Source organism: Acetobacter fabarum, assembly GCF_029069195.1.
Lineage (GTDB): Bacteria > Pseudomonadota > Alphaproteobacteria > Acetobacterales > Acetobacteraceae > Acetobacter > Acetobacter fabarum_A.
Window position 1 is genome coordinate 1 of sequence record NZ_JARDYK010000019.1, and the last position, 20,673, is coordinate 20,673.

Consider the following 20,673-nt stretch of genomic DNA (forward strand, 5'->3'; position numbering starts at 1 on the left):
CTTCAGGATCCCTATGATCTGCTCTTCCGTAAAGCGGCTGCGTTTCATCCGTCCGTATCCTTCTTGATCGGACTCTACTTTTAAATGGTTACATTTTCGGGGGGCACGTCAGATGTGATGGCCTGCTCGACGTCCTGACGCGTCATCCATGCCTGCCGCCACAGGAGTTCCGCTTTTAAGGTCTTGAAGAAACTCTCTGTCACCGCATTATCCCAGCAGTTTCCCTTTCTGCTCATGGATACGAGAAAGCCATGGGCAGAAAGGAGCTTCCGGTAAGCCTCTGAACAATACTGACTGCCACGATCCGCATGATGGATGCAGCCTGGTGGTGGCTGACGCAAGGCAATAGCGCGCTGTAGCGCAGTCGTGGCAGGATCTGCGGTCATACGGACCTCAAGGTTCCAACCGATGACTCTTCGTGAGAAGAGGTCCAGCACCACAGCCAGATAAACTCAGCCTTCACATGTCCAGATATATGTTATGTCCGCTGTCCATTTCCGGTTCAGCGCTGGTGCTGAAAAATCCTGCCCCAGAAGGTTGGGTTCAATACTGTGCTTGTGCGAACTGTTCGTGGTCACCTTGAAGCGTCGTGTCCTGACAACACGAATGGCATTCTCGCGCATCAGACGTCCAACGCGACGATGCCCGACAGACAGACCTGCAGCCCTGTGTCCCTCTGTCATGCGGGGACGACCGTAGCTTCGTCTGCTCTGCGCGTGAATGGCGCGGATATGTGCAATCAGACTATCATCCTGTCTTCTGCGGGTACAGACCGGACGTCGTCGCCAGGCCCTGAAACCCCGGTCGCTGACGCCAAAAAGGCGGCAGACCCTTTCGCGTGAAAGTGGCCCATGATACCGAGCGATAAAGGCAAAAGTCTTGTGCGAACCATACGCTTTCGGAGCATCTCTCCACTAAAGACCGTTGCGGGTTACATAGACGATCCCGCTCAGAACACGCCGGTCATCGACGCGTGGTACTCCGTGCGCCAGAGGAAAAAACGGCTCAATCCTCTTCATCTGGCGCTCAGACAACATAAACACATCACTCACAGGCTCACCCTCCATCGGTAAGCCTGTGAATCACAACCTTTCGCTCAGTTTAATAAATTAATAGATCCTGAGCCTAGATGCTTTGCACGTGGATATGATATTTCAAAAGAAATAAATTGATCGTCTCTTTGTATTATTTTTACATAAAATTCTTTTTTTTGACGATCATCTCCCGAAAAAACGGCCCATTTTTTCTTTATTACTTCATAAATTATCTTTCCTTCCGAGCCTTTCAGAGCGGGAAAATTGCTTGCTCCACCGCTTCAGAAAGAGAAGCCTCCAACTTGTCTTTTCCATGAGCAAATCCTGAAATATTATTCCATCCAAAGACCGCCAATTCACCACCATCAGAGGCTAGAAATCTTTGTCCGTTACTATTATCAGATTCACCCTGTGGCTTTAACAGTCGAGAAGGGTAGCAAATCTGATATTGGAAACGGACATTGGCGTAAATTTCCCATCCATCATTTTTCTGTCTGGATGAGGCATATGTAAAAACAAAACATATAGAGGCAGAAGAAATACCAGTTGTTTAAAATATCTCAATTTTTTCCAATAATTCTGTAAATGGCAGACGGAATATCAGACATAATAGTCGATTTGGAACTTCTGTCCCATGAGATTTTTTCAAGCTGGTATCCTCGCGGCCTTGAACTGTCTGCCATCAACAAGGCGTCATTACTCACTCTATGTAACTTACGAGAGCAATTTCCGCCTGCCTGCTTCTGCATCACTGAACCGACAGGCAATTCTGGCAGACCCGCCGAGCGTTATGTTTCCGGCAGGAGCGTCCGGCGCAAAGATCGTCACTTGCGATGATGCCGTTTCGGGTCGCACGATAGGACTATGACACCGGCCGTATCTTCAAAATCGTCCGGATGCGCCGTGAGAGGCATGGACACGACATCGTCGCTCCGATGGTCGGCATAGACGAACGTCAAATAATAAGACTGAGCCTCAATCTGAGGATCGCCATTAAACATTTTGTCCCATTCCAGAAGGTCGCGCCGCAGCGGCGATCCGACACCGTCACTTCGGGTCCAGACTGCCGACACACAGGTCGAAACACGCTCGACGCGCACGATCAACCGTCCATTGAGAAACGCTTTTCCATCGAGCTCCTCGTTGAACATCGTATTGCCGTTGTAAGACTGTTCCTCCAAAGACTCCGGCTTGGTGCCCGCGTGTGCGGTGCCGCAGATACAGACAGCACAAATCAGGCTCCGGATAGCGCGGATCATCAATATCGTCCTGCCAGCAGAAGCATGGCCTCGTCGTGCTGTCTCCGGACCAGACCGTTCATGACCTTGCCTTTCGCGCGCACCTGCTCCTTGATGATTCTGACGGCCTTGCGTTTGTCGTTGCTGTTGATAGCAGCACGGACGCCCGGCTTGCATGGCACAGGATTAATCCCTTGGAATGTCATTAACCCACTCTCACCCGGCAGCCACATCCCGATATGCACAAAGCCGCCAACGAGAAGATGATCGACACATCCTGATAAGCAAGACGACCAAGCTTGATTCATAGAGCAACCTTAGGGGACTTTATACCCCTCATAAGAAAACATTATCCGTGTTTGGCAGATCGTCCGCGCCACAAACTGTTAGGCTTCGCTCCTGACAGAGAGTGTGGCTTCATAGGCTTGAGTGCGACGGCTCTTTGTATCAGCGATGCGAACATTGATTGAGCGGTAGAAAGATAGAAAAATATGCGCGGTTTTCGTCGTCTTCTATGACATTCCGGGCTCCGGTTAATTTCTGAGGAGCCGACAGTCAGCAAAACCGTTTATCGATATGCAGAAGATTATAGTGCTTCAGCCTTACCGGCCCCGCCGACTATCATGGGCACAATTTTTTATTCCATTTTAATTCAGAAGAGTAATGTTCTGGTTGATACGGTGTTGAATGATGTTCAGAGTATCTTGGGTGATGGCCTGTGGGTGTAAATTTTTGGCGATTATCATAAATTGACTTGCTACCTCGCAAATTCTGCCAATAATTTGGTCAGATATTTTCGTTGAAATTTCAGCTTCATGAGCAAGTCTAAGTATTGCCACTCGATCGATTTCCAGAGCCTCGCCCATTATATCCATCTGGTGATATCCTCCCGGTCCCTCACAAAAAGTCACGTCGTAAGCTGGTGCTAGCTTCCACGAACCGGTGGACGACATGAGGTAGGCGAAGTTCTTGGGATGATCGTCCCGGTTGTTGAATGCAACATTGAAGACCGCACGAGCGAAGACACACGCCTTTTCTCTTACGTCGTTGGTACACATCTGAGTGGCACGCAGGAAGTTCACGTAATCCAGAACCCCGGGATATTGATAGTCGGCACCGGTAAAGGCGGCGAGACTCTGCATGGGTACGCGCTGTCCGTTCTGGCGGTCAAAACGTTTGCTGGCGAACGCAGCCAGTCCGTTGGGTAAACAAAAATATTGCGTATCGGGGGTCGGGATACCGCACATGCGTAAACACTCGGCATAGACATTCTCGACAGCGCATACCTCCGCATGCTCTCCTCTGGCGGGGAACTTGACCAGCCAGGCTTCGAAGCCCGGTGTAACTGCAGTTGTAAAGGTACCTGTCTGAGGATCGCGATAGACTAGTGCCTTTGGCCTGGCACCTTGAGGTGATCCTCCCACCAGCAACAACCTTTGAAGGAATTCCCCGCCATCACCATAAAGCACGTCCTGCACTTCGGCGACAAGCTGATCAAGTGAAATATGCACGTCCGGTTCCCGTTCTGCGGGCATCGCAGGCTCGAATGACATGGCCCCCATGGCATTACCGCCGATGTAAGTCAGTCGTTCCAATGGCCCGATACGCGCTGAGACAAGGCCGCGACGCTTGAACAAACGATCCATCAACAGCATGCCCCAGCCGTCAGGCAATGAGTCATAAACAGGCCCAGGCAGGCCCCACTGGTGGGATGGAAAATCCCGGCGCAACTGGGGCCCCTTCAACGGCAGAGTATAGGACGACAGCTCAAGTCCTCTTTGCTTGGCCTCATTGCTGTACTCAAATACGATCTGGGGGCGACCGGTAAGAGTTGTCGTGGACACCAGCGTGCCCCATAGCCATCGTTCACCCCAGCCTTCGTAATAGACGTTCATCTGCTCAAGCATTATCCGGGTTCCGCTTGGCACGATGCCGGTGGGCGCTGTTTTCGTAGCGGCGAACGTCTTCGAGGCTATCCAGTTTCGGCAGGAACAGGCCCTCAAGTTCTGCGGCCCGTCCAAGGACCATCGCCACGCGGACCACATTCTCGAACCCGACATTGCGTCCAGCTTCCAGGTTGGAAACTGTATTGACGCCAACACCAGCGCGGCCCCCCACATCGGCCTGCGTCATTTGCTGCGCCAGCCGTTCCTTACGCAAGCGCTCGCAGAGGCGCTTTACAATCTCACCCGACGTGCTGAAGACTAACTCCAACATAGCGTGTATTCCTGATCGATTTTGCTCACTAACACACAGAATTATATATTTAACTCAAAATTCAGTCAAGAACTGTAATTCCATATTTTTGTGGATTGTGCTTAGAAAATTGACTTAATACCCCATTTAATGAATATAAGTTTATCATTTTCTAGGTTGCCGCACGGCTTATGGCAGGCCACTGCGGCATCTTCGAGAACCCCGGAGGACGCGTGATGCTCTTCGAAGTCCTGCGGCTGTTCTGAGCAGTTGGATGGACCGGTATGATCGCGGGCTTATGACCTGCCCGACCTGCTGCGATAGAGATGTCGGATCAGACGCATATCAGTTTCACCTTGCCCAGCATTCGCGTAGATCACATTGGCCATGCTCCAACAAGCAATAGACGATGGTGTCTGTCCAGTTGCTGGGGATGTAGGACAAAAGCCGATCTTCCGCTTTTCCCCAAAAAATTCGTCATGCATCATTTGCCAGACCGCAGATGATCCGTTGAAGCAGGTTAAGCAGTAGCTCACTGTCTTCGGCCGAGAGATAAAGATGACTTTTAGCATTGATTGACGCAACGGCCGCAGCAATGTCTGGCAGTTTTTTTGCTGCTGAAGAGGTCAGCGAGATCAACATACTGCGCCGGTCATTGGGGTCTGGGCTACGCTGAACCAGTCCGTCCCGTTCCATGCGTGAGAGGGTCTTGGCCATGGTGGACTGCTCCACCGCAGCAAGGCGTGCCAGTTCACGCTGCGGTTGAGGCTCCCCATCGGCAAGAGCAAAAAACACAGGAAGTTGCCCAGACATAAGACCAAAAGGGCGTAATGCATCGTCCATCTGACGTGCGAAAAGCCGAGCCGCCCAGTTGACCATATAGCCAAGGGATTGTTCTCGGGACTGCCATTTATATGGCTTGCTATCTTTATACATGGCTTGCTATATAAATCTCACAAATCCATTCATGCAAGGACAATCCTGTGCAAAGGCTTCTTCACCGTATCCATCCTCTGTTAGGAGGATTAGCCACTCTCTGTATAGCCAGTTTTATGGTCAGCACCATCGTCGCAGAACTATCCGGAAATCTTCAGACCATTGCGCAAACCAAACATATTATCCTGTGGGGGCTGCTTGTTCTCGTCCCTTGCCTCGCTTTTACCGGCCTGTCTGGTTATCAAATAGCTGGAAAAGCATCCCGGGGTTTGGTTCTCACGAAATTCAAACGCATGCGCGTTATCGGAATTAACGGCATCTGTGTCCTTGTTCCCTGTGCATTTTTTCTTGCATTCCGGGCCTCCGAATTAAAATTTGGTTGGCCATTTTATGGCATCCAGTGTCTTGAATTATTGGCAGGCTTCATCAACCTGATGCTTCTCGGAATGAATTTTCGGGATGGACTACGCATGTCCCGGTTACGATAAAAACAAAACACATGTCCATACAGCGGTATATCCGGGATGATCCCAACAGAGGCATCTTGCATCATACGAGATATTACTTGATCAGAAAATGGTTTTTCTAAAATTTCATGCAACCGTATAGCCTTCAGGCTATGATACGATTCATGAAGTCCTGTAAAAATACGAAAAACCATCATAAAGTTTTCCGGAACACCGATTCCGACGATTATCATCACAACCAATCTCATAAAGGCTGTTTCAGTAGTTGCAACCTGAATGACACCAGAACCGTTGCCCGGAAGAAACCGGAACGTAATAGCTGATACGAGGGCACAGAGAGGCCTCTCGCTTATGCCGGAGGACTTTCCGCAGCCTTCATGATGCTTTCAACGAAATCTGCGAACTGGCGCGCTTTGGCGGTCATCATGCGTCCTGTGGGAAAGACCGCCCACAGATCTATCGACGGAAGAGACCACGCTTCCAGAACACGAACGACCGCTCCATTTTCAAGTTCTGGCGCAAACATCCAGTCTGATGCAATTGTTAGCCCCATGTCAGCCAGAACTGCGGCTCTGAGTCCCTCCGCCGCACTGACCCTGAGCCGCCCGGTAACGGAGACCGATACCGCAGTGCCGTTCCGCAGGAATGACCATGCGCTTGGCAACTGGCTGTAAATGATTGCCTCATGGTTCGCTAAATCCGCCGGGCTTCCTGGCGTCCCGGCACGTTCAAGATAGGCAGGCGTGGCGAGGACCGAACGTTTTCCTGTGGTGATCTTCCGCGCCACTGCCGTTGAATCAGCAAGCGCTCCCATACGCAGGGAAATATCGACACCTTCCGCCACAAGGTCGATCATCCGGTCATCAAGAATGATCTCGATTGTCAGGTGGGGGTGCTCTGCCAGAAACCGGGGAAGTTCTGGAATAATGTGCAAGCGTGTAAATGTTGTCGCGGCTGAAACACGCAATCGGCCAGCCAGACCTGCGCCTGCACCCTTGGCGGCCAGTTCCGCTTCGTCGGCCTCCCGGATGGCGTTTTGTGCCCGGTCGTAGAAGCTCTGCCCTGCCTCGGTCGGCGTCAGGCCATGTGTGGAGCGGATAAGCAGACTGACCTGAAGGCGTGCTTCAAGCTGCGCGATGGTCTTGGACACTGCCGGCTGCCCCACGCCCGACTGCCGTGCCGCGGCCGAGAACGAACCTGTGTCCACCACGCGTATGAACGTGGCCATTGCCTGATAGCGATCCATGTATTCCTCCAGGGAATGATCCTTATCGCCTCAAGCCCTCTGCCCTGTCGAGCCTGAAAAGAGGCATCTCTTGTACATCACCCGTATCGAAGCCCTGATTCCCCAAAACTGAGACGGTCCCTTACAAGGAAAAAACCATGTCTAAACTGTTTACACCCTTCGAGGCAGGGGCGTTGTTGCTTGGCCACCGTGTCGTCATGGCACCGCTGACACGTCTGCGGTCAGAACCCGGCAACAAAGCCGGGGCGCTGATCCGCGAATATTACACTCAGAGAACTTCTCAGGGTGGTCTCATCATATCGGAAGCCACGCCGGTTGCACGGGAAGGCTATGGCTATGCAGGCGCCCCCGGCATTTACGAGGATGCACAGATTGAAGGATGGCGCGCTGTGACCGATGCCGTTCACGGAGGTGGTGGAACAATTGTCATGCAGCTCTGGCATGTCGGGCGGCAGTCCCATACCGACCTTCAGCCGGGCGGCAAAGCCCCTATAGCGCCTTCAGCCATTCAGGCCGAAGGAGATGCTTACACGCCAGATGGGCCCCGACCGTTTTCGATGCCTCGCGCCCTGGATATTCATGAAATTCCGGCTGTGATCGACCAGTTCCGCCAAGGTGCCGCTCGCGCCAAAGCTGCTGGTTTTGATGGCGTGGAAATTCATGGTGCCAATGGTTACCTTCCGGATCAGTTCCTGCAGGACGGGACCAATCATCGTACGGATGCGTATGGAGGGCCAATTGAGAACCGCGCCCGGTTTCTGCTGGAAATCACACAGGCTGCCATTGAAGTGTGGGGAAAAGAGCGGGCCGGCGTCCGAATCAGCCCGAGTGGCACTTATGGTTCCATGTCAGACAGTGCTCCGCAGGAGACATTTGGATATGTCGCTAAAAAACTCAACGCTTTGGGCATTGCCTATCTTCATGTCGTCGAACCCCGCATCATGGGCACGGAGCTGATCTCGGAATCAGGGCCTGTGGCGGCAAAGCACCTGCGCCAGCATTTTCTGGGCGCCATCATTGCTGCGGGCGGATTTAACGGTAAGAGCGCCGAAGCCCTCCTTGAGACGGGCGATGCCGATGCCGTGGCGTTTGGCCGGTATTTCATCAGTAATCCCGACCTGCCGGAACGTCTGCGACGTAACCTTCCACTCACACCATACGACCGCACAACCTTCTATGGCGGCGGCGCACACGGATACACCGATTATCCAAGAGCCAAGACCTCCGACTGACGGCTATTCCGGCATGGAATAGCTAATCATCCTCCATGCCATCACCCCGAAAAGGTGCCGCGGCCCTAACATCGAGTACCGCAGCATTCCAGAGGAAATCCTCATGTCCCTTCAGGCAAAACTCGACGCTTTCAAAGCTGACTTCGAAGCTGGAAAGCCACCTTACAACGTTCCCGCGTCAGTAATCGAGGTTATGCGCCGTGCAACCGCTGAACTGGTCGCCTCGGGTGCAGCAGAGCACACACTCAAAGCTGGTGACAAAGCTCCATCGTTCACTCTGAGCGACCCAGAGGGCAATCCGGTGTCCTCCGCTGATCTGTTGGCAAAAGGCCCACTGGTCATCAGCTTCTATCGCGGTGTGTGGTGTCCATACTGCAACATGGAGCTTCAGGCTCTTGAGGCTGCGCTTCCCGCATTCCACGAACTTGGCGCAAACCTGATTGCCATCTCGCCACAAACGGCCGTAAACAGCCGCAAGGCGGCCCGTCAGAACCATCTCGATTTCCCGATCCTGTCAGATACGCACAACAGTGTCGCCGCAGCGTTCGGTCTGCGGTTTGCACTGCCAGACTATCTCGTGGACCTCTATACCAGCCTGAAAAACGATCTTCCGTCCTTCAATGGTGATGACAGCTGGACCCTGCCAATGCCTGGCCGCTTTGTCATCGATCAGGACGGTATGATCCTCTACGCCGAGGTCAATCCGGACTATACCCACCGCCCGGAGCCGGAAGATATGCTCCCAGCACTCCGGAAAGCCGCACAATCGCACATCGGCTAAACCTTTGTATTCTGGCGTCTGGGTATGGTCTTGTCGATGAGCGGCATGTTTCAGCCCGGTCGTCATCAGCCAGAAACTTTCCCGATCCGAATTTCAAGGAAAATGGCGTATGATCCATTTCTATTATGGCCCGGGACCTAACCCGGCAAAAATAGCCCTGTTCCTGACTGAAACGGGAATACCCTTCGAGGCCATTCCCGTCGATACCTATCGCGGAGCCCAGCACGGTGCCACATTCCGGACCATCAATCCCAATGGCAAGGTTCCTGCTCTTGTGGATACTGAGGGTCCACAGGGAAGCCCTGCAATATTATTTGATTCCACTGCCATCCTCCTTTATCTGGCCGAGAAAACGGGGCAATTCCTCGGAGATGCACAGGATCTCCCTCAGCTTCTTTCCTGGCTGATGTTTATTGCAACCGGCCTCGGCCCCTTCTCGGGGCAGGCTGTGCATTTCCAGCATGCTGCACCGGAGGGGCTGGATTATGCGGTTAATCGGTATCGTCGTGAAGCGGAACGCCATTATCAGGTTCTGAACGATCATCTGGAAGATCGATCTTTTATTGTTGGTGATCGTTATACGATTGTGGATATATCCGCATGGGGCTGGCTGGACCGGGCAACACGGGTCATGAAAGGTGATGACAGGCCGCTTGAACAATGGCCCAACCTTGTCCGCTTCATGGAAATGATAAACGCGCGTCCAGCAGTGGAACAGGCCCATGCCATCATGAACAGACATGCATTCAAGACCGTTATGGACGAAGACGCGCGCCACGCCATGTACCCGACCAGTTTTTCCACGGTGCCAAAAAGGACAGTATGATGAACGGACCCTCTGAGTATGTACCACCAAAAGTCTGGACATGGACAGCGCCAAGTGGCGGCAAATTTGCCAGCACAAACCGCCCAACGGCAGGAGCGACGCATGAGCAGGCGCTCCCAGTCGGCCAACACCCCCTCCAGCTTTATTCCCTGGGTACACCCAATGGCGTCAAGGTCACGATTTTGCTGGAAGAACTGCTTGCCGCAGGTCACACACAAGCCGAATACGATGCGTGGCTTATCCGCATTGGAGAAGGGGATCAGTTTGGCTCGGGTTTTACGGAGATCAACCCGAATTCCAAGATTCCCGCCCTTGTTGATCATAGCGGCGAAAAACCTCTGGCAGTTTTTGAGTCGGGTTCGATCCTCCTCTATCTGGCTGAAAAATTCAGTGCTTTTATCCCCGAAGATATCGCACATCGGACAGCGTGCCTGAACTGGCTTTTCTGGCAGGTTGGCAGTGCGCCTTATATCGGCGGTGGCTTTGGGCACTTCTATGCTTATGCACCAGAAAAAATTGAATATGCCATCAACCGTTTTGCCATGGAAGCCAAACGCCAGATGGATGTGCTTGATCGACGCCTGTCACAAAGTCCTTTTATAGCAGGCCCGGACTATACAATTGCCGATATGGCCATTTTCCCGTGGTATGGAGGACTGGTGGAAGGCTGGCTTTACAATGATGCCGCTACTTTTCTGAATGTACAGGATTATCCACATCTTCGGGCATGGGCAGACCGACTTCTGGAACGGCCCGCTGTTCAGCGGGGACGTATGGTAAACCGAATATCAGGAGCGCTTTCAAGCCAGCTCCATGAACGTCACGACGCATCTGATTACGAGACGAAAACCCAAGATCGCCTTGTTAACAAGACTTAAGCCTTCGACGTCCGGTAACACGGTATATACCTCCGAAACCGGCCGTTCTGCCTCCCCCATGACTGCCTGCCTGTTTGGTGAATATGAAGCAGACAGGCGGTCATCGAGGACTGGCGGCCCGACTACAACGCTGTCAGGCCACACACCAGCCTCAACGGTATGACACCAGAGGCTTTCTCTCAGCACGACAGAAACCTGAAATCAGGAACCCAGAGTGTCAAAAACGGTTCTTCGATCCTCCAGTTTTCCATCATCCCAAAAGTCTAATTTCCGGCACAATCGGAATATTCCTGAAAAATTATTCTTGTTTTTACAGAAAATATGGCTTACATGTTAATAGTGGTATAATTTTATATCAATTAAATATTCACAAAGTAAAAGATAGCTATCGTGGAATCCGTTTGTTTCATCGACTCTCATCGTTCTACCATGCCTCCCCCTTGCCTCTCCATTGTAATGCCTTGCTACAATGAAGAAGAGATTCTTCCACACACACACTTGCTCATGTAACAACATTCTTTGTTAGATGCATCCAAGATGGGATTATTAGTCCAAACAGTTACGTACTGTGTGTAGACGATGGTAGCTCAGACACCACATGGAACATAATCGCCTCAGCATCAAAAAACAATCCAAGCATTCGAGGTCTGAAGCTCTCTCGGAATACCGGTCATCAAACAGCGCTTGTTGCAGGTCTTTCCTCTGTACCTGATTGCGATGTCAGCATTAGCATAGATGCCGATCTCCAAGACGATCTTCTCGCTATCCGCGATATGCTGGGCGCGTGGCGCAACGGTTATGACATTGTTTACGGTGTACGCAATGAACGCAAAACAGACACACTATTTAAACGAAAAACTGCTCAAATGTTTTATAGGCTAATGCTATTCATGGGTGTCGACCTTATTCCCAACCATGCTGATTTCCGTTTAATGGACCGTCGAGCACTTGACGCTTTGTTAGAATATAGAGAACGCAACCTCTTCCTACGCGGATTGGTCCCGCTAATTGGTTTCCCGTCTACATCTGTATACTATGCACGCCTCAAGCGTACTGCTGGGGAATCCAAATATCCGCTTTCACGCATGATAGGTCTCGCGGTTCAAGGCATAACATCCCTAAGCGTTACACCTCTTCGAATCATCGCTCTCATCGGCTTACTCATCTCAAGCCTGGCTATCCTAGCTATTGCTTATGCTCTCATTAGCAAAGAAACAGCCCATGCCATTCCCGGCTGGACATCCGTCACAATTGCAATTTTCTTTATGGGAGGTGTGCAAATGCTTTCCCTTGGAATTATTGGCGATTATATCGGGAAAATTTATCTGGAAACGAAAAGGCGCCCCCTATACCATGTCGAAAATCTAACATGGGCAGCAACCAAAAATGATAAATAATATATTTAAGGTTGTCCAAAAAACGGCAAATAGTAATTATAAAGGGTTTTTTATTGTTATTTTTTCTACCTGCCTCGTTGGTATATTACTGTCAGAATTACTAGCCCTGCCTTGGGGAAACCTTGTTGCCGCTTCATGCCGATGGGATTGTTTTTGGTACAGCGATATTGCTAAAAACGGCTACTCGCGTATTCCTTTGCTATATGACCCTCTACGCCCAGCTCAAGGAGCTTGGGCTTTTTTTCCATTATATCCCCTACTCACTAGCACGCTAAGCCGCATTCTTGCACTCAATACAGAATCAGCCGGTTTTCTAGTCAATATCCTTTTGTGGCCATTCGTAATTTTTCTTTGCTATCGTGATCTTGAGCTACGCAACATCCCTGTCGACAGATTACTATTTGTAATATTCTTTCTAGTTTATCCTTTTAATATTTGGTACACGGCTCAGTATTCTGAAGCAATATATGGCACCTTACTAATGGCAGCCATTGTCGCGCTTCGTAGCAAACGCATAGGATTGGCAGCTCTTCTTTGTGCCCTCTTATCAACTGCGCGTCCTACGGGATTCATCATGACAATCTGCCTCTCAACTTGGTGGCTATTTAGCACTCCGCAAGACACCAAAAACTTTATGAGAAATGCAATATATCACCGTATGTCAGACAGCCTATTATTGGTGGCTGCCGGAGGAGCCGGACTTTCACTTTTTGTCTTATATCTTTTTTACCTAACAGGTGACGGTTTCGCTTTTGCTCATGTTGAAATAGCTTGGAATAAAAAATTTCACTTCTTTATCTCTAATATTTTTCATGCATTTAAGCACAAACACGAGAGAGTATTCGGTATATATGCTCTATTATCTGCCATAGTGATTGGGAAAATGTGTTCTCGTACGTGGGCGTTGAATGCTTTCCTCGTTGGTGCGACCGCTCTACTTGCCTCTTCGGCTGGACTGCAATCGATCGAACGCTACGTTTTTGGCAACCCGCTCACCATGCAATTCTTAGCTTGCATTACACTCTCACACTCTCGACGATTTATCTGGATTGCGCTAGCGTCTATGGCTCTCATGCATATTGTAACTACCATTCTATGGTACAAAGAAAGTATTTTGGTGATATAAATGAAAATAATATTTATAATTATGTTGATATCATTCGATATTTTTTCTTTTTTCATAGGATTGAACCCATGCGTTACTAAATCTTATAAAGATTACTATATTTACAATTCAATTACAAAGAATGATTACTTATATTCGACTCGTGCGGAGCTAAAAAAGATTAAACCCTAATCTAAATTTTCTACTCCTAACACTAAAGTTTTATCCTCTTTTTTGTTCCTCACGTGGAAATAGATTATCTTAGTCTTCATGGGGTTCTGATCAAGAACCAGCAGTGCGAAATAGCTACCCCAATGGTAGGAGGTATGAAGTCTCCCCCGTTGCCCTCCCCGCGTAAAAAAGTTATGCCACTTTTTTGTTAATTTTAATATATAATAGTAAAAATGATTACAGGACTTGAAAATCTTATTAAACAGTCATAATAAGATTTTCAGAAATATCCAAGTTAGCAAGTACGCACCATATGAACGCAAAACTGAAGAATCATGCGCATTTTTTATTGGAGGTTATTAATATATATACATATTCAACATTATATCAATATACAGATTAATAATACAAACCATGAATATTGAGTGACGACATCCATGCCCAATCAGACTATTATAGAAATATTTATGTTTATAACAGTTTCTATTATTATTTTTATATTTAGTTCTAAATTTTTTTCTTTTTTAGATAAAGAGGAAAAAAATAGAAGTGAAAATTTAGATGGACTAAGATTTTTTCTGGCTATTGCCGTTGCTTTTCATCACATGATTTTTAGTTATTACTATTTTAATATCCATATCTGGTCTGTAGAAAAATATCATTTTAATGGAAAGTTAGGCCGATTTGGCGTTGCAATGTTTTTTATGCTTTCTGCTTATCTTATGACAAAAAGAAATATAGTAACTGTTCCTGAGATCATAAAATTCTATATAAATCGTTTTTTTCGAATTGTTCCTATGTTTTATTTTTCATCTTTTTTATGCTTACTGACAGCTGTCATTTTCGGTCATAATATAGATTACCATTCTCTACTAGATAATTTATTTTTCTGGTTCGATGGCGGCTTAACGAGCTATAAACCAGATATAAACAGTTTCCCGAATGCAAATCTTATTAATGCTGGAGTTATGTGGACACTACCTTGGGAATGGTTTTTATATATATCCCTACCTATTATTTATATTATCAGAGATAAAATAAATAATTTTGCAGTTTCTCAAACTATATCATTCGTATCAGTTTATTTTATATCACGGATAGACTATAATATCGCGTGTTTCATACTATGCTTTTCTCTTGGAATGACAGCAAGAGATATTTTAAATAAAATAAGAATAAATAACATTATGAATTCATTAATTATTATTTTATGTTTATCTCTAATTTTCTTAAGACACTCTGATCCTCTATCTATAAATGATATTATTATAGAGTTTATTCTATTCTACTGTGTATGCTGTGGAGGAGATGCTTTTGGAATTCTACGGATGAAAGGTGCAGTACGACTTGGCGAAATAAGTTATAGTATCTATTTAGTTCACGGAATATCATGGTTTTATATTAATAAAATTGTGACGCCGTACAATCTAGATAATTATATCTACTTAATTGTTTTATTTTTTACTCTTGTCATATCTTGCATGATTTCATGCGCTACTTTTATTTTCATTGAAAAACCTGGCATTAATTTTGGGGAAAAAATTGCCCAAAATTATGTAGAAAGGGCGTAGTATCTTAAAATAAAGGAGGAATTTTTCTGTACTATTCATTGCTGGTGGAAGGTTCTAAAAACTGCTTGTTTTTGAGGCATTCCCTGTGAGAAATGGCCCCCGATTTTCGAACACGGCAATAAGCTATAACTCTGCCATGAAAGAAGGCCGGTATTATGAGTAAGGTTACGCGAAACGGTATTGGAGTGAGTTCAAGCCGCAGGTCGCGCTGGAGGCGATCGTGGTGAGCAAACGCTTGCGGAACTGACATCGAAGCACGGCGTGCATCAGACGATGATTATTATCACATGCCGGTGCCCTCTGGTCGGGGGTTAACCACGGACCCGATGGCCAACAGCAACGCCGCCAAAATGGCAGCATAACAGCAACAAGGTTCCAGCTTATTCAAACCCAAAAACTGTCTGAACAATGGGGGGCACCTCTTTCTTCTCATGCCAGAGTATGTCTGCTATTAAGAATTCCAGTAATTATTCTGGAGATTTCTATGAACGAAGCATATGCAAATAAAAACTTGAAAAGTATAACGGTTATATTATTAATTACGAGTTTTTTGCTTATGATTCGTCCGCTTTGTTTGATAACTCAACATGTACCATTAGAATATAATGAGGGATGGAATGCCTATCTTGCAGATGCAGCATTCCAGAGTGAAGATGGCCAGCATTTATACCCCGACAAATTTTCCACAATAACCAATAATTATCCCCCATTCTCTTTTATTATTGTCGGTGGGTTAGGTAAAATTATTGGGGATAATATTATTGCAGGAAGATTCATAAATATTATTTCCATAATAATGACATCAATTATTATTTTTATGATTGTTTTTAAATTATCTAATATTTTTTATTGCGGAATAATATCGTCTTTGTCATTTCTTATATATTCAGAAACAACATTTTGTAGTTATTTTTCTGTTAATGACCCGCAATGGCTTTCCAATAGTCTGATGCTTGCAGGATTTTTATTGTGTTTGTATTATAAAAATAAAAAAATGATTATAATTTCTGCATTTTTAATGGTTTTTTCTGGATTCATTAAGCACAATCTCCTTGCACTCCCATTATCTACAATCATATACTTATATTTTATTGACAAAAAATCATGTTTTATTTTTATAATTTCTGGATTATCTTTTCTATCCTTATTATTCGGAATTTCATATGCCGAATATGGCCCAGATTTTCTAATAGACGTTTTTGAAAACAAAAGGGTTATCAACTGGCATCAGTCTATAACAACATTAAAAAAGCTTGTGGAGCTATCTCCCCTTTGTGCTGTTTTTTTTATAGTTTTGAAAAACAGAAAAAAATATTCCAATAGTTTTTTTATTATGAGTTTTATATTACCTTTCGTTTTTCTCTCCTTTATTTTAGGTGTCATGCAGGCCTCTGCCGAAGGTGTTAATTATAATTGTTTTTTTGAACTACTTATTGCACTTATTCTTTCTTTAGGAATTTATGTACAAAGATTCTGCAACTTAAAAAATCAAAATGATATATTTAATATGATTATATTTATCATACTTCCTGTTTTTATTTTTCCTATTCCTATTGAATTAACTCGTGCTTATCATGCATTAAAAAATGAGAAAAAAGAAAGCAAATTTTATTCAGATTTGATTTTGAAGATTGAGAAAAATAATGGGCAGGTTGTTTGTGAGGATTTGTCTTTATGTTACTGGGGGCACAAAAATGAAATAATAGATTTTTTTAATACAGATCAAAAAATAAAAATATATAAAAATTCTGATTTTTTCTACAAAATCTTTAAGGAAAATGATATTTCCATGGTTGAGTTTAGAAAAAAAAGTGAGAATAATTTTATCGTCACATATGTAAAAAAATTAGGTTATAAGGAACTGTATTCTAATGATCATTTTATTATTCTTTCAAAGTAGAATTTTTGTTTGATTTTTATACCTCTGGCGAACTGGGTCCCGGATCAGGTCGCCAGATAAGGGTCTGGGGAGTATGTCCCCGAAAGCCTTGCCATATCACCATCTCTCAATGCCTGATGGAACAAGGGTTGTGAATGACTTCTCGCAATCGCTTTTTTATTCAAGGTCGGCAAATCAACGATCCATCGCGCGATCAGTATCCAGCGTGGTGATTTATGCGCCTAAAGACATGCCCAGCAATAATATGCGCCAGATTGTTGCGTTAAGTGGGTAAAACATGGCTGCATTTTGATGAATCGCGTCATGGCTGCGGCAATCATTCAATAAGAGTAGAAGTTCATAAAACTTTCGTATAAATTGAAACGAAACCGGCGTTAAAGACGGTGCCATTCCATACAGAGTAACGTCCCAACAAAGCCTCGTAACCACATGTCTCCCCACAGTCCCGTAAGGGCTGACTTTTTCCCGCCTTTCCCCACAGAACTGAAGACTGATCAATGACCCTGACGATCCGCATAGTTTTATTTGGCGTGACCGCCCTCACCCCCGTTGTTGCCTGGGCGCAGGCCCTGCCTACGGGGGGCAGTTATGTTGCCGGGTCTGGCAGTATCAATACCGCGGGAGCCACCACCACCATCAACCAGTCTTCCGCACGCGGGGTGATCAACTGGCAGGGCTTTTCCATCGGTGCGGGCGGTGCGGTCCAGTTCAACAACGCCAGTGGGGCCACTCTTAACCGGGTGACGGGCAATCAGCTTTCTTCCATTCAGGGGCATCTGGGAGCGACCGGCACGGTATTCCTTATCAACCCCAATGGGGTGGTGGTCGGCCCCGGTGGCACGGTGGTCACAGGCGGCAGTTTCGTGGCCTCCACGCGCGATACGTCCAATAGTGCCTTCATGAAAGGTGGCAACGTCGCCCTTTCCGGCAAGTCCTCCGGCACCGTAACCAATGCGGGCAAGATCACCAGCACCGGCGGCAATGTGGTACTGGTAGGCGCGGCTGTGAGCAACAGTGGCGAAATCAATGCCGCAGGCGGCACGGCGGCTCTGGTGGCGGGTAATCAGGTGGTGCTGAGCGAGGCCGATGGCCCGGCGGGCATCTATGTGGTGGCGGACAGCAAGGCAAAAGGCAATGTTACCAATACCGGGCGGATCAAGGCGGCGGCCGCTACGCTGGCCTCGGCCGGAGGCAATGTCTATGCGTTGGCGGGTAACCGCGAGGGACTGGTGCAGGCCACCGGCACCACAACAATTAACGGGCAGGTCTGGTTAAGCGCGCCCCACGGCACCGTGACGGTGGACAGCACGACGCTGAGTGCCAGCAATGCGGATGGCTCGGGCGGGCTGATCCACACCAACGGGGAGAGCATAAGCCTTGGCGGCAAGAGCGTTCTGAATGCCTCCGCAACCAGGGACGGACGCAAGGGCGGGCAGATTCTGGTTGGCGCCGACCACACAGGTGGTGCCAACCTTGCCCGCCGCACCACCGTGGCCTCAGGCGCAACCCTGAAAGCCACCGGCAAGGGCAATGGCGCAGGCGGCACAATCGAGACCTCAGCCCATACGCTGACCATAGGAGCCGCTACTATCCGCGCAGGGCTGGGCGGAAGCTGGCTGCTGGACCCCGATGACCTGACAATCGACAGTGCGGCCGCCAGCACCATCAACGAAACGCTGAACAGCGGCAGCAGTGTAACCGAGCAGACTTCGGCCAGCACCACCCTGGGTTACGGCAACTCCGCCCAGGGCAACGGGGACATTCTGCTCAACGCCGCGCTAAGCTGGAACAGCACAGCCAGCCTGATCCTGTCCGCCTATCACTCCATCACGCTCAATGCCGGTATTACCGTGGGTGGAGCCGGTCAGCTGACCCTGACCACCAACAACAATATCAACGGCTCAAGCGCAGGTGATGGGGCGGTGAACTTTGGTACTGGGTCCGCAATTTCCTTCACCAATGTCGCGGCAGGACCTGCCCTGACTATCGACGGCAGTGCTTATACCCTTCTCTCCAGTGCGAACCAGCTTTCAGGCGTCAGCTTATTTGGTGACTACGCTCTCGCCACCGACCTCGATGCTACGGGCCTTGGCACACTCACGGCAGCACCAATCTCTTCTTTCTCCGGCATATTCAACGGTCTGGGCCATACCATCTCCAACCTGACCATCCATGGCGATAGCACGCAACAGTATATCGGGTTGTTCGGTCAGAATTACGGCACCATTGAAAATCTTGGTCTGATCAACGCGAATCTGACAAATTCATTTTACAAAGGAGAAACGGGGGCCATTGCCGGAGAGAACAACAATCTCATCCAGAACGTCTATGCCACAGTGAACATTGCGGGGCTGAACGCTACGAGCAACTTTATCGGGGGTATTACAGGTTTCAATGCCGCTACGCTTGCATACGTTTATAGCCATGGGCAAATTGCTTCAGCACCTGGTAATATTGGTGGCGTTGCTGGCTATAACAACGGCAGCATCACAAATGTCTTTTCATCTGTCGATATTCCCGTAACAAATAATAACGTTACAGGTGGTTACGTAGGGGGCATCATAGGCGGAAATGATAGCGCTGGCTCTCTTTCCAATTCTTACAGCACAGGCACCATAAGCGTGGGAGCCTCGTCCTTTATTGGTGGTGCCGTTGGTTTTAATAATGGTGATGTTGCTGATGTTTATGCAACCGGTAACGTAACAGGCGGGAACAGATCGTATGTTGGCGGATTTGTTGGGCAAGGCAACACAGGCAATATTACCGATGCCTATGCCAAAGGCACTGTAACAGGAAGTGCTGATGCTATAATCGGCGCTTTTTCTGGCAAAATAGTCTCTGGCAACTATACAGACGCCTATTACGACACAACCATTGCACACTCTGTTCCCGCAGTTGGTCAAGGCTCTTCCGCCAATATTACAGGGCTGACGACGGAGCAGTGGCGCAGTAATGGCCCAGGCACCACAAATAGTCCGTATGCTTTCGTCAATCCATCGATCTGGACTACAGGTTCCCCCTATCCGGTCCTGTCCTCCCTTCCTTACGTAACCATTACGGCAAGCGGCGCACAGGTTTACGGTAGTTCTTCAGTTACAAACGCAACAATCAGCACAGCGATAAACCAGAACGGTCAGGATATATCGTCCGCCATTTTGCCTTCAGCCATAACGTGGCAGAGTAACGCAACGCCACAAAGTACTGTCAACTCAGGTCTCTATGGTCTTTGGGGAAAAACCAGCGGTTTTGATATGTATCAGGTGACATATGCTTACAATAACAGCAATCTGAGCATTACACCCGCAGCGCTGAGCATCACCGCCAATCACCAGACCGGTACCTATGGTCAGAGCCCCACACTGGGCAACTCCGCCTTTACGGCCACCGGACTGCTGAACAGCGATACCATCTCCGGGATAAGCCTCGCTACCAACGCCACCAGCACAAGCAGCGTCGGCGACTATGCCATCACAGCCTCCAACGCCACCGGATCAGGGCTGGGTAACTACGCCATCTCCTACTCTGCAGGTGCATACACCATCACGCCCGCAGCGCTGAGCATCACCGCCAATCATCAGGCCGGCACCTATGGTCAGAGCCCCACACTGGGCAACTCCGCCTTTACGGCCACCGGACTGCTGAACAGCGATACCATCTCCGGGATAAGCCTCGCTACCAACGCCACCAGCACAAGC

16 protein-coding genes and 4 pseudogenes are annotated in these 20,673 nt (G+C 48.2%); 12 read left to right on the forward strand and 8 right to left on the reverse strand.

The features are described 5' to 3' along the window. Positions 1-116: 116 nt before the first annotated feature. From PY793_RS13515 to PY793_RS13545, 7 genes and pseudogenes are all read right to left on the reverse strand, one after another. A pseudogene (locus PY793_RS13515) lies at positions 117-800 on the reverse strand (IS3 family transposase); the annotation flags it as partial. A gap of 117 nt (positions 801-917) precedes the next feature. Continuing rightward, positions 918-1,052, reverse strand: a pseudogene (locus PY793_RS13520) (transposase); the annotation flags it as partial. An 806-nt stretch (positions 1,053-1,858) separates the two neighbouring features. Further along, on the reverse strand, positions 1,859-2,293 hold the full coding sequence (locus PY793_RS13525; RefSeq protein WP_275178517.1) for a hypothetical protein: 435 nt from the start codon (positions 2,291-2,293) through the stop codon (positions 1,859-1,861). Further along, the gene (locus PY793_RS13530) at positions 2,293-2,580 is read right to left on the reverse strand and encodes a hypothetical protein (RefSeq protein ID WP_275178518.1); all 288 of its coding nucleotides are present in this window, start codon (positions 2,578-2,580) and stop codon (positions 2,293-2,295) included. The genes PY793_RS13525 and PY793_RS13530 overlap by 1 nt, the downstream gene beginning before the upstream one ends. Before the next feature lie 339 nt (positions 2,581-2,919). After that, a complete protein-coding gene (locus PY793_RS13535; protein WP_275178519.1) occupies positions 2,920-4,179 on the reverse strand; it encodes a type II toxin-antitoxin system HipA family toxin in 1,260 nt (419 codons plus the stop codon). Next, positions 4,172-4,489: a helix-turn-helix domain-containing protein gene (locus PY793_RS13540; protein WP_275178520.1), complete on the reverse strand. Its 318-nt coding sequence runs from the start codon at positions 4,487-4,489 to the stop codon at positions 4,172-4,174. Before PY793_RS13540 ends, PY793_RS13535 begins: the two co-directional genes overlap by 8 nt. Before the next feature lie 456 nt (positions 4,490-4,945). Next, on the reverse strand, positions 4,946-5,404 hold the full coding sequence (locus PY793_RS13545; RefSeq protein WP_275178521.1) for a MarR family winged helix-turn-helix transcriptional regulator: 459 nt from the start codon (positions 5,402-5,404) through the stop codon (positions 4,946-4,948). A gap of 47 nt (positions 5,405-5,451) precedes the next feature. Between PY793_RS13545 and PY793_RS13550 the strand changes: the two genes are divergently transcribed. Further along, the gene (locus PY793_RS13550; RefSeq protein ID WP_275178522.1) at positions 5,452-5,892 is read left to right on the forward strand and encodes a hypothetical protein; all 441 of its coding nucleotides are present in this window, start codon (positions 5,452-5,454) and stop codon (positions 5,890-5,892) included. Positions 5,893-6,220: 328 nt separating this feature from the next. Here the strand turns inward: PY793_RS13550 and PY793_RS13555 are convergent, their stop codons facing one another. After that, complete coding sequence (locus tag PY793_RS13555; protein WP_275178523.1) at positions 6,221-7,117, reverse strand: LysR family transcriptional regulator; 897 nt, start codon at positions 7,115-7,117, stop codon at positions 6,221-6,223. Between the two features lie 137 nt (positions 7,118-7,254). Here PY793_RS13555 and PY793_RS13560 point away from each other — a divergent pair, with 137 nt between their 5' ends. The 11 genes and pseudogenes from PY793_RS13560 to PY793_RS13605 all read left to right on the forward strand — a co-directional run. Further along, positions 7,255-8,349, forward strand: coding sequence for an alkene reductase (locus PY793_RS13560; RefSeq protein WP_275178524.1), 1,095 nt, complete (start codon positions 7,255-7,257; stop codon positions 8,347-8,349). Between the two features lie 103 nt (positions 8,350-8,452). Next, on the forward strand, positions 8,453-9,130 hold the full coding sequence (locus PY793_RS13565) for a peroxiredoxin-like family protein (protein WP_275178525.1): 678 nt from the start codon (positions 8,453-8,455) through the stop codon (positions 9,128-9,130). Between the two features lie 109 nt (positions 9,131-9,239). Then, a complete protein-coding gene (locus PY793_RS13570) occupies positions 9,240-9,956 on the forward strand; it encodes a glutathione S-transferase family protein (protein ID WP_275178526.1) in 717 nt (238 codons plus the stop codon). Further along, on the forward strand, positions 9,953-10,834 hold the full coding sequence (yghU, locus tag PY793_RS13575; RefSeq protein WP_475638946.1) for a glutathione-dependent disulfide-bond oxidoreductase: 882 nt from the start codon (positions 9,953-9,955) through the stop codon (positions 10,832-10,834). Before PY793_RS13570 ends, yghU begins: the two co-directional genes overlap by 4 nt. A gap of 93 nt (positions 10,835-10,927) precedes the next feature. After that, positions 10,928-11,101: pseudogene (locus PY793_RS13580) on the forward strand (integrase core domain-containing protein); the annotation flags it as partial. A gap of 299 nt (positions 11,102-11,400) precedes the next feature. Beyond that, a complete protein-coding gene (locus tag PY793_RS13585) occupies positions 11,401-12,231 on the forward strand; it encodes a glycosyltransferase family 2 protein (protein ID WP_342803934.1) in 831 nt (276 codons plus the stop codon). Beyond that, a complete protein-coding gene (locus PY793_RS13590; RefSeq protein WP_275178527.1) occupies positions 12,221-13,357 on the forward strand; it encodes a hypothetical protein in 1,137 nt (378 codons plus the stop codon). Before PY793_RS13585 ends, PY793_RS13590 begins: the two co-directional genes overlap by 11 nt. A gap of 587 nt (positions 13,358-13,944) precedes the next feature. Further along, the gene (locus PY793_RS13595; protein WP_275178528.1) at positions 13,945-15,078 is read left to right on the forward strand and encodes an acyltransferase family protein; all 1,134 of its coding nucleotides are present in this window, start codon (positions 13,945-13,947) and stop codon (positions 15,076-15,078) included. 155 nt (positions 15,079-15,233) lie between these two features. Next, positions 15,234-15,357: pseudogene (locus PY793_RS14225) on the forward strand (transposase); the annotation flags it as partial. A gap of 205 nt (positions 15,358-15,562) precedes the next feature. Then, a complete protein-coding gene (locus PY793_RS13600) occupies positions 15,563-16,978 on the forward strand; it encodes a hypothetical protein (RefSeq protein WP_275178529.1) in 1,416 nt (471 codons plus the stop codon). Between the two features lie 497 nt (positions 16,979-17,475). Next, positions 17,476-20,673: beta strand repeat-containing protein (locus PY793_RS13605; RefSeq protein WP_275178530.1), on the forward strand; the 3,198-nt coding region annotated here is incomplete at its 3' end.

Excerpts from the sequence above, each read along its gene's own strand:
- PY793_RS13525 (WP_275178517.1), bottom strand. The coding sequence starts at position 2,293 with ATGATCCGCGCTATCCGGAGCCTGATTTGTGCTGTCTGTATCTGCGGC.
- PY793_RS13530 (WP_275178518.1), bottom strand. The coding sequence starts at position 2,580 with ATGAATCAAGCTTGGTCGTCTTGCTTATCAGGATGTGTCGATCATCTT.
- PY793_RS13535 (WP_275178519.1), bottom strand. The coding sequence starts at position 4,179 with ATGCTTGAGCAGATGAACGTCTATTACGAAGGCTGGGGTGAACGATGG.
- PY793_RS13540 (WP_275178520.1), bottom strand. The coding sequence starts at position 4,489 with ATGTTGGAGTTAGTCTTCAGCACGTCGGGTGAGATTGTAAAGCGCCTC.
- PY793_RS13545 (WP_275178521.1), bottom strand. The coding sequence starts at position 5,404 with ATGTATAAAGATAGCAAGCCATATAAATGGCAGTCCCGAGAACAATCC.
- PY793_RS13555 (WP_275178523.1), bottom strand. The coding sequence starts at position 7,117 with ATGGATCGCTATCAGGCAATGGCCACGTTCATACGCGTGGTGGACACA.
- PY793_RS13560 (WP_275178524.1), top strand. The coding sequence starts at position 7,255 with ATGTCTAAACTGTTTACACCCTTCGAGGCAGGGGCGTTGTTGCTTGGC.
- PY793_RS13565 (WP_275178525.1), top strand. The coding sequence starts at position 8,453 with ATGTCCCTTCAGGCAAAACTCGACGCTTTCAAAGCTGACTTCGAAGCT.
- PY793_RS13570 (WP_275178526.1), top strand. The coding sequence starts at position 9,240 with ATGATCCATTTCTATTATGGCCCGGGACCTAACCCGGCAAAAATAGCC.
- yghU (WP_475638946.1), top strand. The coding sequence starts at position 9,953 with ATGATGAACGGACCCTCTGAGTATGTACCACCAAAAGTCTGGACATGG.
- PY793_RS13590 (WP_275178527.1), top strand. The coding sequence starts at position 12,221 with ATGATAAATAATATATTTAAGGTTGTCCAAAAAACGGCAAATAGTAAT.
- PY793_RS13595 (WP_275178528.1), top strand. The coding sequence starts at position 13,945 with ATGCCCAATCAGACTATTATAGAAATATTTATGTTTATAACAGTTTCT.
- PY793_RS13600 (WP_275178529.1), top strand. The coding sequence starts at position 15,563 with ATGAACGAAGCATATGCAAATAAAAACTTGAAAAGTATAACGGTTATA.